Below are 16,114 nucleotides of genomic sequence, written 5' to 3' on the forward strand. Positions count from 1 at the left end.
TCAGCCTCCCGCGTCGAAGAACGCCTTGAGCAGGCGGTTGATCTCGGCGGCGGCCTCCATCTGCACCATATGCCCCTTGCCCGCGATCACCTCCACCTGCACCGTCGGCGCGAGACCCTGCGCGTGCCGCGCCGGAATGATCTGGTCGGCGTCGCCCCAGATCACCAGCACTTTCGGCGCGAGCGTCGAGAGCCGGTCGCGGAACACGCGCCGCTGCGCACCACCCGCGAAGCTCTGCGAGGCGATTTTGGCGAGCGCATCCTGCACGCCTTCGAGCCGCTTGTACTTCACGAGGTCCTCGACAAGCTGACGCGTGACGAGCGCCGGATCGGCGAACAGCTTGGTCACGTGCGGCTTGAGCGCATTGCGGTTTGCCGCGCTCACGAAACCGTCGATATACGCGCCGTCGATTTCGTCGCCGAGACCCGCGCTCGCGATCAGCGAGAGCGACGCCACGCGCGTGGGCACGCGCTCGGCCACAGCCATCGCGACCGCACCGCCCAGCGAATGCCCGACCAGATGCGTTCGCTCGATCTTCTGTGTGTCGATAAAATCGATCACGCTCTGCGCGAGTTCGTCGAGCGCGCCGCTCTCGAGTGCCTTGCCCGACTCGCCATGCCCCGGCAGATCGAGCGCCCAGACCGTGCGCCCCGCCGCGAGATCGGCGTGATTGAACAGCCAGTTGTTGAGATCGCCGCCGAAACCGTGAATCAGCACGACGGGCGTCGCATCGCCCTCGCCGAGCTTCAGCCAGCGCACGGTGCGCCCGCCGATCTGCGCCTTCTCCGGCTGCGGCCCCGCGTCGGCGTCGCCCGCTTTCGCGGGCACGAAATCGCGCTGAAATTCGCTGACGGCCGCATCTATTTCGGCATCCGAAGTTTCCGCATCGGCGACGACACCGAGCAACGCGCCCACCGGCAGCGTATCGCCCTCCTGCGCGATCTGTCGTCGCAAGATGCCTTCGAACGCGCACTCGACGCCCGAGGCGATCTTGTCGGACTCGACGTCGAGCAGTTCGTCGCCCTTCGAGACCTTGTCGCCGGGCGACTTGAGCCAGCCGTTCACCTGGCCCTGCTCCATCGACAAGCCCCATTTGGGCATCGTGATCATGTGAATCGGCATGACTTCAGCTCCTTGCGGCGCGCGCGGCGGCGGCGATCTGATCCGCCGACGGGATATAGAGGTCTTCGAGCGAGGCCGCGAACGGCACCGGCGTATGCGGCGCGGTCACCATGCCGACCGGCGCCTGGAGATCGTGAAACGCCTTCTGCGCGACCAGCGCGGCGATGTCCGTGGCGATCGAACAGCGCGGATTCGCTTCGTCGACGACCACCACGCGGCCCGTGCGGCTCACGCTTTCGAGGATCGTGTCTTCATCGAGCGGCGAGGTCGTGCGCAGATCGATTACGTCCGCTTCAATGCCGTCTTTCGCGAGCTTCTGCGCCGCATCGAGCGCGTAATGCACCATGCGCCCGTAGGTGACGATCGTCACGTCGTCGCCGTCGCGCACGATATTGGCCTCGCCGAACGGAATCGAATACGACTCCTCGGGCACGTCGCCTTCCATCGTGTAGAGCAGCTTGTGCTCGCAGAAGATCACCGGATCGTTGTCGCGGATCGCCGCGATCATGAGCCCCTTCGCGTCATACGGCGTGGCCGGGCACACGACCTTGAGCCCCGGAATATGCGTGAACAGCGACGTGAGCATCTGCGAGTGCTGCGCCGCCGCGCGCAAGCCCGCGCCGCACATCGTACGGATCACCACGGGCGTGACCGCCTTGCCGCCGAACATATAGCGGAACTTGGCCGCCTGATTGAAGATCTGGTCGAAGCACACGCCCATGAAGTCGATGAACATCAGCTCCGCCACCGGCCGCAGACCGCACGCCGCCGCGCCCACCGCCGTGCCGATAAAGCCGCCTTCCGAGAGTGGCGTATCGAGCACGCGGCCCGGAAACTTGCCGTACAGCCCCTTCGTCACGCCGAGCACGCCGCCCCACGCGTCCTGCTCGCCGGGCGCGCCCGCGCCGCCCGCGTTGTCCTCGCCCATCACGATCACGCTTTCGTCGCGCGTCATCTCTTGTGCAAGCGCCTCGTTGATCGCCTGCGAATAGGTGATTTTCCGTGCCATTTTCGTCTCCTTGATCTGGAATCCTGATTAACTGTGGCTACCCGCGCAGCGGGCCGCTCAGGGATACGACACGTACACATCGGTCAACAGCGCTTCGGGCGCGGGCAGCGGCGCGGCTTTCGCCTTGGCGACCGCGTCGTCGATCAGCGCCTTGACTTCGGCATCGACCTTGCGCAGATCGTCGGTGCTCGCGAGTTCCGCGCGCACCACGCGTTCTTCGAAGCGCTTGAGGCAATCCTTTTCCTCGCGCAGTTTCTGCACTTCGCCGGGCGCGCGATAAGTTTGCGCATCGCCTTCGAAATGGCCGAAATAGCGCGAGAGTTTCATCTCGACGAGCGTCGGACCGCCGCCGTTGCGCGCCCGTGCGATGGCTTCGCCTAGCGCTTCATAAACCGCGAAGAAGTCGAATCCGTCGACGATCACGCCAGGCATACCGAAGCCATTCGCGCGGTCGGCGATATTGTCCGCGGCCACCGACCACGTCGACGATGTCGCTTCCGCATAGCCGTTGTTCTCAGCCACGAAAATCACCGGCAGACGCCAGACCGAAGCGAGATTCATCGACTCGAAAATCACGCCCTGGTTCGACGCGCCATCGCCGAAAAAGCACACGCCCACGCCGCCGGTTTTCTTCTGCTTCGCCGCGAGCGCCGCGCCGCACGTGAGCGGACCGCCCGCGCCGACGATGCCGTTCGCGCCCAGCATGCCCTTCGAGAGATCGGCGATATGCATCGAGCCGCCCTTGCCGCGGCACGAACCGGTTTCGCGGCCATAGATCTCGGCCATCATCTCGCGCACGTCCACGCCCTTGGCGATGCAATGGCCGTGGCCGCGGTGCGTGGTGGCCACGTAATCGGCGTCGTTCAAATGGCTCATGACGCCGACCGCCGACGCCTCCTCGCCCGCGTAGAGGTGCACGAAACCCGGAATGTCGCCGGTCGCGAACTCGACGTGCAGACGCTCCTCGAATTCGCGGATCGTGCGCATCGAGCGATACGCCGCGAGCAACTGCTCCTTGTTCAACTGATTCGACATGGTTGTCTCCTGATGAAACACAATGAGTCGTGCCTGCGTTGCCTTCAATGAAACGTGAAGCCTCCATCGACGTTCACCGACTGCCCGGTGACGTTGTCCATCGTCGCGAAGAACAGGGCGAGCCGCCCCATGTCCTCCGGCGTTTGCGCGCGGCCCTGCGGAATCAGCGCGAGCTGATGGCGCTGCCACGATTGCTCGACGCTCTCGCCTTCGTTCTTCCATTCGTCGGAGAGCCGGTCCCACATGTAGGTGCGCACGATGCCCGGGCAAATCGCATTCACCGTGATGCCTTCGCGCGCGACCTCTTTCGCGAGCGCGTTCGTGAAGCCGACCACCGCGAACTTCGAGGCGCTGTAGTGCGCGAGATTCGGAAAGCCTTCCTTGCCCGCAATGGACGCGACGTTGATGATGCGGCCGCGCTTTTGCATCAGCAGATGCGGCAGCGCCGCCTTGCAGCCAAGAAACGTGCCCTTCGCGTTGACGTCCATGACGAAGTCCCAGTCGCGCTCCGATAGTTCGGAGACCGGATGAATCGAAATCACGCCCGCGCAATTCACGAGGATGTCGAGGCCACCGAGTTCCGAAATCGCGCGCGCGACCATCGCTTCGACCTGCGCGAACTGCGTGACGTCGACCTTGCAAGTGACCACGCGGCGGCCGAGTTCCTGCACGTCCTTCGCGGTCTGCGCGAGCGCTTCGTCGAGCAGATCGGCGAGCAGCACGTCGGCGCCCGCCTGAGCGAGCGTGAGCGCGATGCCGCGCCCGATGCCGCGCGCGCCGCCGGTGACAATCGCGACCCGGCCTTTGAGTGGTTCGTCCATGCTGATGTCTCCTGGTTGAGGGTGTGGGCAGAAAAGTCGTCAAACGCGCCGTCAAGCGCGCGCCGCCGCCTCGCGCAACAACTGATGCGAGGCCGCGTAGCGCAGCGTGCGCGCGACATCGACCGTCAACGGACCGTCCCAGTCGAGCGCGACTTCGTAGCGGTCGCCGCGCGCCGGTTCGATCTCGCGTTCGCCGTCGAAGGCGAGCGTGCCGTGGCCCGCGTCCAGCGGCATCGGCATGCCCACTTCGAGCCGCTGGCAGGTGCGCATGTTGAGCCGCTCGATGCGGCCCGGCGCGATCGGCGCGAGGATCGGCACGCCCTCGCCGCTCGCGTCCGTGGGCGCACCGAAGGTCATGTGCAGCCCGTGCGCCGCGTCGCGCCCGACCGGCGCCCATGCTCCGCCGATCGACGCGAGCCCGATGCCGTCGGGCGGCGCGAAGGCCAGAAATAACGATTCGATATCCGAACTATCCGAAATCGCCCGCGCGCCGACGAACGGTTGCCGCGACACGCAGACATCGACCAGCGCGATTTCCTCGCGGCCCAGCGCCGGACCTTCGACGCAGCGCGCCACCAGCCGCTTGTTGCGCGAGAGCGCGGTTTCGGCGGGCACCGCGCCCGTCGCGACGAGCGCGCCCGCGAGGCCCGCCACGGTGGCCTCGCGCAGTTCGGGGAACGCGTTGTTGGTGCCCGTGGAGAGCGCGAGCAAGGGCGTGTCGCCGCAATGCGCCGCGACCGCGCGATGCGTGCCGTCGCCGCCGAGCACGGCGATCAGCGCGACCTGCTCGCGCACCATGCGGGCGACGCCCGCGTGCGTGTCGGCGGCGCTGTCGCTGATCGGCAGATCGATGAAATCGACGGTGGGCCAGCGCTCGTGGCGCGCCACCGCCGCATGCGTTTCGAGGGCGCGCAGCACGAGCGCGGCCACGCCGGTCTTGTCGCGCAACGTGATTACGCGATCGACGCCGAACGCGCCGAGGCCCGCGAGCAAGCGCACGACCATGTTGGCTTTCTCGGCCGTCGGAAACACGGAAGCATGCGTGGTCAAGCGGCGGATGTCGCGACCCGAAGCCGGGTTCGCGATCACGCCTACGGTCACGGGCGTCGTCACGGGCTTTGTCTCCTGATCCGCGCATGGGCGGATGCCTTGTGTCAGCGACGCTTGCACGCCGCCTTTGTCCGCAGACTCTGCAAGCGTTATGCCAATGCGCCCGCGCCGCCCGCTCGCGCGGGCGAAATGCCGCTGCGACGGGGCTTTGCGGCCGTTCCACGCTCGCCCGGCACGATGCGCCGCGCCGCGCCGCCGCGTCTCAGCGAGCGCGGCAATCGACACTGAGACGCCATGCAGTGCAGCGAGACACGCGGCCCGCATCGCGCCGCGCCCCGCACGACGTGCCCGAGCCGCCGTTGTGCAGCGACACATGCGCGTCTCGCGACGCGCTGAGACGATCGTCTCAGCCGTCTCGCTTGCTGCGCTGCGGTGTGATCGCGCGCGCCGGATGTGCTACAACAGGTTCCCGCCGGACGCCGCGCGCGCTCCGCGTCCCCGCCTGGATTGGTCTGGATTCGACTGGAACCGCCATGCCCTACGCCCTCGCTCCCACCCGCCACGCCGCGCGCGTGCGCGACGCCGTCGAAGGCCGCGTGCCCGCGCCGTCCGGCTCGGCGCGGCTCGAATCGTCGTGGCAGCGCTCGTTCGAGCGCTATCAGCTCGACCCCGGTTCGGTGATCGGTCCGCGCGTACTGAGCGCCGCCGAACTGCGCGAAATCCGCGAGCGCGAGGAATCGTTTCTGCGCGCCTCGGGCCAGTGCCTCACGCGCCTGCACGACGTGGTGCGCGACGCCGATTACTGCGTGATGCTCACCGACGCGCACGGCGTGACCATCGACTACCGCATCGACCGGGAGCGCCGCAACGACTTCAAGCACGCGGGCCTGCATATCGGTTCGTGCTGGTCGGAGAGCGAGGAAGGCACTTGCGGCATCGCGAGCGTGCTGGCCGATCTCGCGCCGATCACCGTGCACAAGACCGATCATTTCCGCGCCGCGTTCACCACGCTCACCTGCAGCGCCGCGCCGATCTTCGCGCCGGGCGGCGAACTGATCGGCGTGCTCGATGCCTCCGCCGTGCAGTCGCCCGACGGGCGCGAGAGCCAGCGCATCGTCAATCAACTCGTGCGGCAAAGCGCGACGCTCATCGAGGACGGCTATTTCCTGCATCGCACGTCGTCGTGCTGGATCCTGTTCGGCCATCAGAGCCGCAATTACGTCGAGGCGCAGCCCGAACTGCTGATCGCCTTCGACGAAAACGGCAACGTGGTCGCCGCGAACCGGCGCGCGCGCGAAATCATTCCGGGCCTCGAAGGCCCGCGTCATATCGACGAGATTTTTGATTCGTCACACGTGCAGCTGCGCGATATCGGCCGCATCGAAGCCATCGCGTCGCTGCGTCTGCGTGCGAGCGGCGCGATGCTTTACGCGCGTATCCGCGCGCCGCTCGGGCGCACCGCGTCGGCGGGCGTGCATGGCGCGGTGCCGCTGCGCGACGTGCGCGACGGACACGCCATGCGCACCACGCGCGCCGAGGAAACGCACGACCGCAGCGCGCTCGGCCCCTTCCTGCGCAGCGCCGACGCGCATGTGGCCGAGAACGCGCGCATCGCGCAGCGCGTGGTCGGCAAGCGTCTGCCGATTCTGCTGCTCGGCGAAACCGGCGCGGGCAAGGAAGTATTCGCGCGCGCGATCCACGATGCGGGGCCGCGCCACAACCGGCCGTTCGTCGCGGTGAATTGCGGCGCGCTGCCCGAGTCGCTGATCGAGAGCGAGTTGTTCGGTTATGCGCCGGGCGCGTTCACGGGCGCGCGGCGTCACGGCGCGCGCGGCAAGATCGCGCTGGCCGATGGCGGCACGCTGTTTCTCGACGAAATCGGCGACATGCCGCTCGCGTTGCAGACGCGCCTGCTGCGCGTGCTCGCCGAAGGCGAAGTGCTGCCGCTCGGCGGCGAGACGCCGCTGCGTGTCGATCTCGACGTGATCTGCGCGACGCACCGCGATCTCGCGCAGATGGCCGCGGCGGGCGCGTTTCGCGACGATCTCTATTACCGCCTGAGCGGCGCGGTGCTCACGCTGCCGCCGCTGCGCGAACGGCGCGACATCGGCACGCTGATCGACGCGGTATTCGCCGAGGAAGCGCAGGCCGCGGGCCGCCCGCTCGGGCTCGACGCCGCGCTGGCCGCGCAACTCGCCGACTATGCGTGGCCCGGCAATCTGCGCCAGTTGCGCAATGCCATGCGCTACGCATGCGCGGTGTGCGACACCGTGCGCGTGGAAGCGCGGCATTTGAGCGCCGATCTCGCGGCGCAGTTGGCCGTTTCGCCGTGCGATCCATGCGGCGCCACGGCGCCGTCGAGCGAACGCGCTACCGGTCAAACCGGCAACGCCGAGCGCGCCCGCATCCTCGCCGCCCTCACCACGCACCGCTGGCGTCCCGACGCCGCCGCTGCCGCGCTCGGCATCTCGCGCGCGACGCTTTATCGGCGTATCGCGAAGCACGGTATCGTCGGCCCGCATCGGGCCTGAGCGTTTGCGCCTACGGTTTTTCCGACGCTCCAGCCGCAGTTTTCCGAACGCGCGCACCGTCCTGGCGCACGCGCGCTCGTTGCGCCCGCCGCGATTCGCCGTGATTTGCCGCGATCGGCCGCCGCCACAATGCACAGAAGTATTAAATATTGTGCGGTGCGATTGTCTTGCCACGAAACGCTCGGTATAAATCGACCGCTTCCCGTCCACGGATGCGCGAACTGTCCTATCCTGATAGCGCAGCGCCCTACCGACTGGATGCGTCGTCCGTTCCCGGCTAACCGAATTCGAATTGCCCTCAATGGAGTGATTGCCATGCTGAAGAAGCTGCTGATGCTGTTCCTCGCACTCGGTCTGTCGCTGTCCGCCGCGTTCGCCGCGGCTGTCGAAGTCAATACCGCCGATCAGGCGGCGCTCGAATCGGTCAAGGGCATCGGCCCGGCCCACGCCAAGGCGATCCTCGACGAACGCAGCAAGAACGGCCCGTTCAAGGACGCCGACGATCTCGTCACGCGCGTGAAGGGCATCGGGCCGAAGTCGGTGCAGAATCTCGAAGCCGCGGGCCTGACGATCAACGGTTCGTCGGCGCCGCCGGCGGGTAAGCCCGCCGCGTCGGCCAAGAGCGGCAAGGCGGCGACCCCGGCCACAACGGCCGCGCCCGCCGCCACGACCGGCACCGCGCCGAACCCGATGACCCACACGCCTGCTACGACGGCCCCGACGGCCACGACCGCGCCGGCCGCCTCGGACGCCACGGCCAGCAAGTCCAAGCGCAAGAGCAAGAAGGACAAGGAAGCCGCCGCCGCGAGCGCCGCGCAGGCGGGTTCGGCCGCGCCCGCCGCCACCGCGCCGGACGCCGCCTCGGATACCAAAGCCAAGAAGGGCAAGAAGTCGAAGAAGAGCAAGGCCGCTTCCGACGCGGCCGCCTCGGGCGCCTGATACCGCGCACCCGCTTTCCGGCACTTTCAGCCGTCCCGCGGCGCGCCCGATGCGCGCCGTCCGATTTTCCGGCCGCGTCCCCCGTCGCGGCCATCATTCAGTGAGATCGTCATGAGCCTGCTTGATACCCTCGGTTCCCTGCTCGGTTCGTCGCAACAGCAACAAGGCGGCGGCCAGGCCCAACTCCTCGCACTCGCGATGGAATTCGTCAACAACCAGCCGGGCGGCCTGAACGGCCTCATCCAGAAGTTCCAGCAAGGCGGTCTCGGCGACGTCGTGCAATCGTGGGTCGGCAACGGCGAGAACCAGGCCGTGTCGCCCGATCAACTGCACAATGTGCTCGGCTCGGACGTGGTCTCGGGTCTCGCGCAGAAGGTCGGCATGCAGCCCGACCAGGTCAGCGGCCTGCTCGCCCAGGTGCTGCCGCACGTCGTGAACGCGGGCACGCCGAACGGCGAAGTGCCGCAAGGCGGCCAGATCAACAGCGAAAGCGTGCTCGGCACGCTCGGCGGCCTCGCCGCGCTGTTCGGCGGCGGCAACAAGCAGGCTTGATGAGGTGAAGTGAGGCGCGGCGCGTCTCTTGCGCGTTGGCGCTTTCGCATCGCCCATGAAAAAAGGGCTCCCCGATTGGGGAGCCCTTTTCATTCGTAGCGCGACGCATCACCATCGCGCCCGATGCTCACTCGGTGCGTTCAGTGCACGACGCGCTCGAACACGAGCTTGCCGTCCTGAACGTCGACCGGAATCACATCCTTCGGCCCGAACTTGCCCGCGAGGATCAGCTTGGCGACCGGATTCTCGATCTCCTGCTGGATCGCGCGCTTGAGCGGACGCGCACCGAACAGCGGGTCGTAGCCGACATCCGCGATCTTGCCGAGCGCTTCGTCCGACACCACGAGTTCCATGTCGAGCTTTTCCAGACGCTCGCGCAGACGCTGCAACTGGATCTTCGCGATGGACTCGATGTTGTCCTTGCCGAGCGCATGGAACACGACGACTTCGTCGATCCGGTTCAGGAACTCGGGGCGGAACTGCAGCTTCACTTCGTTCCAGACCGCTTCCTTGACCGCTTCCTGCGGCTCGCCGTGCATCGACTGAATGAGGTGCGAACCGAGGTTCGACGTCATCACGATCACCGTGTTCTTGAAGTCGACGGTGCGGCCCTGGCCATCGGTCATGCGGCCGTCGTCGAGCACCTGCAAGAGCACGTTGAACACGTCCGGATGCGCCTTCTCGACTTCGTCGAGCAGGATCACGCTATACGGCTTGCGGCGCACGGCCTCGGTCAGATAACCGCCTTCCTCGTAACCGACGTAGCCCGGCGGCGCGCCGATCAGACGCGCGACGCTGTGCTTCTCCATGAACTCGCTCATGTCGATACGGATCAGGTGATCCTCCGAATCGAACAGGAAGCCCGCGAGCGCCTTGCACAACTCGGTCTTGCCCACGCCCGTCGGCCCGAGGAACAGGAACGAGCCGTAGGGCTTGTTCGGGTCCGCGAGACCGGCGCGCGAACGGCGGATCGCATCCGACACCGCGTTGATCGCCTCGTCCTGGCCGACCACGCGCTCATGCAGCTTGTCTTCGATCAGCAGCAGCTTTTCGCGCTCGCCCTGCATCATGCGCGAGACCGGAATGCCGGTCGACCGCGACACGACTTCCGCGATTTCCTCGGCGCCCACCTGCGTGCGCAGCAGACGATGACGCTTCGGGCTGTTCTGCTCGGTGGCCTCGGCCTGCGCGACCTGCTTGAGCTGCGCTTCCAGTTGCGGCAGCTTGCCGTACTGCAATTCCGCGACCTTTTCGAGCTTGCCTTCGCGCTGGAACTTCGTGATCTCGGCGCGCACCTTGTCGATGTCTTCCTTGATCTGCGCGCTGCCCTGCACCGCGGCCTTCTCGGCGGTCCAGATCTCTTCGAGGTCCTTATATTCGAGGCTCAGTCGATCGATTTCCTCTTCGATCAGCTGCAGACGCTTCTGCGACGCTTCGTCCTTTTCCTTCTTGACGGCTTCGCGTTCGATCTTCAGCTGGATCAGACGACGATCGAGCTTGTCCATCTCTTCGGGCTTCGAATCGATTTCCATCTTGATCTTCGAAGCGGCTTCGTCGATCAGGTCGATGGCCTTGTCCGGCAGGAAACGGTCGGTGATATAGCGATGCGACAGTTCCGCCGCCGCGACGATCGCCGGGTCGGTGATTTCCACGCCGTGGTGCAGCTCGTACTTCTCCTGCAGGCCACGCAGGATCGCGATGGTCGCCTCGACCGACGGCTCGTCGACGAGCACCTTCTGGAAGCGGCGTTCGAGCGCGGCATCCTTCTCGATGTACTTGCGATATTCGTCGAGCGTGGTCGCGCCGATGCAGTGCAGCTCGCCGCGCGAGAGCGCCGGCTTGAGCATGTTGCCCGCATCCATCGCGCCTTCGGCCTTGCCCGCGCCGACCATCGTGTGAATCTCGTCGATGAAGACGATGGTCTGGCCTTCGTCCTTGGCGATGTCGCTGAGCACCGACTTCAGGCGCTCCTCGAACTCGCCGCGATACTTCGCGCCCGCCAGCAAAGCGGCCATGTCGAGCGAGAGCACGCGCTTGCCCTTGAGCGTTTCCGGCACTTCGCCGTTGACGATGCGCTGCGCGAGGCCTTCGACGATGGCCGTCTTGCCCACGCCCGGCTCGCCGATCAGCACCGGATTGTTCTTGGTGCGGCGTTGCAGGATCTGGATCGAGCGGCGGATTTCGTCGTCGCGGCCGATCACGGGATCGAGCTTGCCGGCGCGCGCGCGCTCGGTCAGATCGACCGTGTATTTCTTGAGCGCCTCGCGCTGGCTTTCGGCGTCCTGGCTATGCACCTGCGCGCCGCCGCGCACCGCGACGATGGCCGCTTCGAGCGCCTTGCGCGTGAGACCGTTCTTGCGCGCGATCTGGCCCGCGTCGCCCTTGTCGTCGGCGACGGCGAGCAGGAACATTTCGCTCGCGATATAGGTGTCGTTGAGCTTCTGCGCTTCCTTGTCGGCCTGATTGAGCAGGCCCGTGAGCTCGCGCCCGACCTGCACGTTGCCGTCGGTGCCCTGCACCTGCGGCAGGCGGTTGATGGCGTCGTTGAGCGCGTTTTGCAGCGCCTGAACCTGTACGCCCGCGCGCGACATCAGCGAGCGCGCCGAACCGTCCTGTTGCGCGACGAGCGCCGCCAGCAAATGGACCGGTTCGATGTATTGATTGTCCCGGCCGACGGCCAGGCTTTGTGCGTCGGCGAGTGCTTCCTGAAACTTGGTGGTGAGCTTGTCGATTCTCATTTAAAACGAGACCTCCAGTAATCTTGACTGTCACCAAATTTAAGGGTCATTGCGCCAGTTTCAAGCGCACAGGCCGTCATTTTTTCCGATTTTTAGTATGGAAGCGTTCTGGATGCGCAGACGGCCGCCCGCAGCGGGACGGCCGTGAAAATCGCAGATTTGTCTGATCAACGCGCGTCGCGAGGTTCGACGCGAAAACCGGCGTAAAGCGGACGCCGGCCAGCGCCGTCAGCGCGCGGCGCTGGCCGGCTTCGCGCGCGGCATGAAGTTGATGGCCGAGATGCCGAGCACGCTGCTCAGCTCACTCTCCGGCTGCGCCAGTTCGCCGATGGTGTGGCGGTCGAGTTCGGCGAGGAAGGCGTCGCGCGCGGCCGCCAGCGCATGCTTGAGACGGCACTGCGGTTCGATGACGCAGCCGCGACGCTCGCCGTGCTCGTCGGGAAAACAGCCGACCAGCGCGAAATCGCTCTCGGTATGGCGCACCACCGTGCCGACGCTCAGCGCGAGCGAAGCCGGCGCGAGCCGCAGGCCGCCGTTGCGGCCGCGAATGGTGTCGACCCAGCCGAGTTCGCCGAGCCGCTGCACGACCTTCATCAGATGGTTCTTCGAGATGCCGTAGGCGTCGGAGATTTCCTGGATCGTCGCCAGGCCGTCGCGGCGCAGCGCGAGATACAGCATCACGCGCAGCGAGTAGTCGGTGTAGTCGGTCAGTCTCATGGCGATCGTTAAAAAATGAGTCAGGTCAATCGTGACGCTAATGCGTCTAAGATAACATGCAGCGTTCATGCGGGTTTTGCGCTGCCCGGGTATCATGAACGCTTCGTATTTCCAGGTATTTTCCGGCATTTCCGACCGTATCGGAATGTGCCGCGGCTTACGTACCCTCCGCATCATCCGTACCAGCGCAACATGACCGACGCCCATCCCGCTTCCACGCAGAACGAAGCTCACGTTCCTGCCGCCCCCTACGCCGAGCCGACCGAAGAGAACATCCGCGAACTCGTCTACGCGTTCTACGACCGTGTGCGTGCGGACGCGCTGCTCGGTCCGGTCTTCGACGGCATGCTGGCCGGTCGCTGGGACGACCATCTGCCGAAAATGGTGCGCTTCTGGTCGAGTCTTGTGCTCGGCACGAAAACGTACCGCGGCAATGTGCAGCAGGCCCACAATCCGGTGGAAGGCGTCGAGCCGCGCCATTTCAGCCGCTGGCTGCATCTGTTCCTCGACACCGTCCAGGCGCGTTACGAGCCCGCCGCCGCGCTTCAGTTCATGGAACCCGCGCTGCGTATCGCGCAGAGCCTGCAATTGAGCAAGTTCGGCTGGGACTATCAGATTCCGCCCGAACAGCAGGCCTTGCTCGACGCGGTCGCGCCGCGCCGCCGCCCCGCCGGTCTGGGGCACGATCACGACCTGCCCACCCGCCCGCCTGGCGAGCCGTTTCCGACCCGCATCATCGGCCGGTCGATGGACGCCGACGAAGCCGATCGCGCGGATTAAGCTCCGCTGTTTTTTATCGGCGTCGGCGCTTCTTGGCTGTTAGTTGCAATTAATCGTGAGCTCAGTTTCAATCCCTCACGGCGCGATCTGCCCCGTTTTATGCGCATAACGGCGCCACAGCATCAGAACAGATTGCGATCGACCTTCGGCACCTCGGGCGCGAGTTTCAGCAGCGCCTGACTTTGCGCGACGACAAAACGCGCCACCTCGTCCACCAGCGTCCGCTCCTCGCCCACATAGACCTCGGCACGCGCCAGTTCCGGCGCGAGCGCACTCGCCTGCCGCGCCATGCGCACCATCTCGCGCTCCAGAAAACGCGGCTGCGTGCCGGTGCGCTGGGCGAAATCCGCGAGCGCGTACGGCGTGAGTTCTTGAAGCCGGAACACGTCGCCATAGGCCATCGCCATGTCCTGCTCGACGTGCTCGCCATACGCGTTCACCGACACGAGGTCGTACAGCGGCGCGGGCTCCAGATTCGACGCTCGCATGAAAAACGAGATGTTCTTGCCATGCGCGTCGCTATTGCCGATCAGCGCGTGCAGCAAGGCCCAGCGCACGAGAAACGTGCGCGTCGACAGCGGATTGTCGAAATACGGTTCGAGCGCGAACAGCTTTTCAAAGCTCACGCCTTCGCGGATATTGCGCACGTCGGCGACATTGCCGAAGTTGCGCTCGTACTTGAACGACACGGGCAGATCGAGCGCCTGACAGCCGTCGATCACATGCCGCCTGCGCACAGCGATCACGGTCTCGCCATCGACGGGATCGAACGCCACTTCGCGGTCGAAACGCTCGATCAGCAAAATCGGCTCGGGGATGCGACGGATCTCGACCGGCGCGACCTTCAGCCCCAGCCGCGCCGCCAGCGTCATGCAGAAATGCTCGTTGGCGACCATATGCGGCGTCACGGCATTGCGCGACTCGGGCTTGAGGATGTGCGTCGAACTGAGGGCGCCGTCCGCGAGCGCGAGGCGTGTGCCTTCCGCCAGCACCTGCAGCTTGTCCTGGTAGCCCGCAACCGAGAGCCGCACCTTGCCGTCCCAGACCGGGAAATCGACGAGATCGCGCTCACGGATGCGCTGGCTCAGTTCCTCCGCCGAAATCGGTCGGCGCAGCGGCAGCGCGGCCTCACCCGGAGCGCTGGACAGATCCGCGGTTGGCGCGAAACTCAGCGCGCCGACCGGCTCCTTGCCGAGCACGCGCACGAGCCCGAAGACGTTCTCCTTCGAGATCTGATTGACGATGGAAGCGACGTCGAGCGCGCGTCCCTCCGGCAGCAAGTTCTGCAAGAAACGCTGCACTGCGCCCGGCGCCGCGACCTCGCCCGAGAGCGGGATGTGCGGCGAGAGCGGAAAAGCATCGTCGCGCTGACGCCAGGCCGCGTCGTAATCGAAGCCGTAGCGCTCCTCGCGCGATTCGAAGCTCAGCGTGCCGACAGGTGCGTCGCCGGTCGTGACACGCAGCGTGTGGGCGGCCATCAGGGTGCCTCCTGCGCCTCAACCGGCATCAACTTGCGCAGCGCGGTCGTGGCTTCGCTGCGCGGAAGCACCAAAAGGCTCAACCCGAGTCCGTTGAGAATCAGGAAAACCTTATCGAGACTGACGGAGCGCCCGTTTTCGAGCCGTGAGAGCACGTCTTTGGAGACGCCCAGCATTTGCGCGGCATCGTCGATACGCAGTTCGCTCTGCGCGCGCCGGTTGCGCACGAGCAGGCCGAGCGCGGCCATGTCCGGCGCCAGCGGATTCGGACGTTTGATCGGGCGAGGCAAGGTGCGGGGCATGGCGTGGGCGTCCAGAGTGATGAAACACGCCGATCGGCGCAGCGATAATTCCGAGAATATCAGAATTATCCTCTTGGAAGCTGCATTTCCCCGATAGTTCGCAAATTTCAGGAATAAAGCGACACCGCCCGCTCATCACAGGCATTGTTCTCAATATTCAGGAATTATTCCGCGAATGGGCCCGGTTCGATTGTTATTCTGATATTCCAGGAACAACAGCAAGCCAGCGGCTCAAAGGGACTCAAGCCGCCTCAATCCGGCTTGCCCAAGGCCGCATTCCCCGACTCGATGCCCCACCGCGCCAGCGCCGCATCGTCGCTTTCACGCGCATCGACCCAGCGCGCGCCGTGCTCGGTCGCTTCCTTCTTCCAGAACGGCGCTTCGCTCTTGAGATAGTCCATCACGAACTCGCACGATGCGAAGGCGTCGCCGCGATGCTTCGAGGTCGTCGCGACCAGCACGATCTGGTCGAGCGGCGCGAGCTGGCCGACGCGATGCACGATCAGCACCTCGATGCCCGGCCAACGCTTGCGCGCCTCATCGACGATGGTCTCCAGCGCCTTTTCCGTCATGCCCGGATAGTGCTCGAGCTCCATCCCCGCGACGGCGCTGCCGTCGTTCAGGTCGCGCACGGTGCCGACGAAGCACGCCACCGCGCCAATCGACGGATTGTGGGCGCGCAATTGCGCGACTTCCGTCGTCAGGTCGAAATCCTCGGTCTGAACCCGCACGGGCATGACTGCTCTCCTTGTGGCCGTGAGGGTTTCAGCCGCCCGTGACGGGCGGGAAAAACGCGACTTCGCAGCCTTCGGTGATACGCGTACGCGGGTCGGTCATGACGTGGTTGCACGCCATGCGCAGCGAACGCCCTTCCGCCAGCGTCTCGGCCCAGACGCCGCCGCGCGCGCGCAGCCAGCCGCGCACGTCGCCGACCGTGGCAATGCCGTCGGGCAGCGTGACCGTCTCATCGGCGACGCCCAGGGCCTCGCGCACGCTCGCAAAAAATTTCAGCTGGATTTTCATCGGTTCAAGCTCAGTTC

General features: G+C 65.9%; 15 protein-coding genes. 4 read left to right on the forward strand and 11 right to left on the reverse strand.

Features of this window, described 5'->3' with window-relative positions:
• The 5 genes from U4Y88_RS30995 to U4Y88_RS31015 are packed head-to-tail and all read right to left on the reverse strand — an operon-like array spanning position 1 to position 5,100.
• Positions 1-1,122 (reverse strand): acetoin dehydrogenase dihydrolipoyllysine-residue acetyltransferase subunit, encoded by a 1,122-nt coding sequence (locus U4Y88_RS30995; RefSeq protein ID WP_321788643.1) that lies wholly within the window; start codon positions 1,120-1,122, stop codon positions 1-3.
• 4 nt (positions 1,123-1,126) lie between these two features.
• Complete coding sequence (locus U4Y88_RS31000) at positions 1,127-2,131, reverse strand: alpha-ketoacid dehydrogenase subunit beta (RefSeq protein WP_310630015.1); 1,005 nt, start codon at positions 2,129-2,131, stop codon at positions 1,127-1,129.
• A gap of 57 nt (positions 2,132-2,188) precedes the next feature.
• Complete coding sequence (locus tag U4Y88_RS31005) at positions 2,189-3,166, reverse strand: thiamine pyrophosphate-dependent dehydrogenase E1 component subunit alpha (RefSeq protein WP_310630014.1); 978 nt, start codon at positions 3,164-3,166, stop codon at positions 2,189-2,191.
• Positions 3,167-3,210: 44 nt separating this feature from the next.
• The gene (locus tag U4Y88_RS31010) at positions 3,211-3,987 is read right to left on the reverse strand and encodes an SDR family NAD(P)-dependent oxidoreductase (RefSeq protein ID WP_321788645.1); all 777 of its coding nucleotides are present in this window, start codon (positions 3,985-3,987) and stop codon (positions 3,211-3,213) included.
• A gap of 51 nt (positions 3,988-4,038) precedes the next feature.
• The gene (locus U4Y88_RS31015) at positions 4,039-5,100 is read right to left on the reverse strand and encodes an ATP-NAD kinase family protein (RefSeq protein ID WP_321788647.1); all 1,062 of its coding nucleotides are present in this window, start codon (positions 5,098-5,100) and stop codon (positions 4,039-4,041) included.
• 470 nt (positions 5,101-5,570) lie between these two features.
• On the opposite strand from U4Y88_RS31015, the gene U4Y88_RS31020 reads away from it, so the two are divergent.
• The 3 genes from U4Y88_RS31020 to U4Y88_RS31030 all read left to right on the forward strand — a co-directional run bounded on the left by U4Y88_RS31020 (position 5,571) and on the right by U4Y88_RS31030 (position 9,059).
• Entirely contained in the window at positions 5,571-7,568 is a 1,998-nt protein-coding gene (locus U4Y88_RS31020; RefSeq protein WP_321788649.1) for a sigma-54-dependent Fis family transcriptional regulator, read from the forward strand.
• A 315-nt stretch (positions 7,569-7,883) separates the two neighbouring features.
• Positions 7,884-8,507, forward strand: coding sequence for a helix-hairpin-helix domain-containing protein (locus U4Y88_RS31025; protein ID WP_321788650.1), 624 nt, complete (start codon positions 7,884-7,886; stop codon positions 8,505-8,507).
• Between the two features lie 105 nt (positions 8,508-8,612).
• Positions 8,613-9,059 carry a YidB family protein gene (locus tag U4Y88_RS31030; RefSeq protein ID WP_405045029.1) on the forward strand — a complete coding sequence of 149 codons (447 nt, stop codon included), beginning with the start codon at positions 8,613-8,615 and terminating at the stop codon, positions 9,057-9,059.
• A 140-nt stretch (positions 9,060-9,199) separates the two neighbouring features.
• Here U4Y88_RS31030 and clpB read toward each other — a convergent pair whose 3' ends face one another.
• On the reverse strand, positions 9,200-11,797 hold the full coding sequence (clpB, locus tag U4Y88_RS31035; protein WP_224007328.1) for an ATP-dependent chaperone ClpB: 2,598 nt from the start codon (positions 11,795-11,797) through the stop codon (positions 9,200-9,202).
• A gap of 228 nt (positions 11,798-12,025) precedes the next feature.
• A complete protein-coding gene (locus U4Y88_RS31040; RefSeq protein WP_224007325.1) occupies positions 12,026-12,514 on the reverse strand; it encodes an Rrf2 family transcriptional regulator in 489 nt (162 codons plus the stop codon).
• A 192-nt stretch (positions 12,515-12,706) separates the two neighbouring features.
• Between U4Y88_RS31040 and U4Y88_RS31045 the strand changes: the two genes are divergently transcribed.
• Positions 12,707-13,294: a group III truncated hemoglobin gene (locus U4Y88_RS31045; protein ID WP_321788652.1), complete on the forward strand. Its 588-nt coding sequence runs from the start codon at positions 12,707-12,709 to the stop codon at positions 13,292-13,294.
• Positions 13,295-13,416: 122 nt separating this feature from the next.
• Here the strand turns inward: U4Y88_RS31045 and U4Y88_RS31050 are convergent, their stop codons facing one another.
• From U4Y88_RS31050 to moaD, 4 genes are all read right to left on the reverse strand, one after another.
• On the reverse strand, positions 13,417-14,772 hold the full coding sequence (locus tag U4Y88_RS31050) for a HipA domain-containing protein (RefSeq protein ID WP_321788654.1): 1,356 nt from the start codon (positions 14,770-14,772) through the stop codon (positions 13,417-13,419).
• Positions 14,772-15,074, reverse strand: a complete 303-nt coding sequence (locus U4Y88_RS31055; protein WP_321788656.1) for a helix-turn-helix transcriptional regulator — start codon at positions 15,072-15,074, stop codon at positions 14,772-14,774. Before U4Y88_RS31055 ends, U4Y88_RS31050 begins: the two co-directional genes overlap by 1 nt.
• A gap of 251 nt (positions 15,075-15,325) precedes the next feature.
• A complete protein-coding gene (gene moaE, locus U4Y88_RS31060; protein WP_321788657.1) occupies positions 15,326-15,811 on the reverse strand; it encodes a molybdopterin synthase catalytic subunit MoaE in 486 nt (161 codons plus the stop codon).
• Between the two features lie 28 nt (positions 15,812-15,839).
• Positions 15,840-16,097, reverse strand: coding sequence for a molybdopterin converting factor subunit 1 (gene moaD, locus U4Y88_RS31065; RefSeq protein WP_224007310.1), 258 nt, complete (start codon positions 16,095-16,097; stop codon positions 15,840-15,842).
• Between the last annotated feature and the right edge of the window lie 17 nt (positions 16,098-16,114).

This window comes from Paraburkholderia sp. J94, assembly GCF_905220285.1.
Classification (GTDB): Bacteria; Pseudomonadota; Gammaproteobacteria; order Burkholderiales; family Burkholderiaceae; genus Paraburkholderia; species Paraburkholderia tropica_A.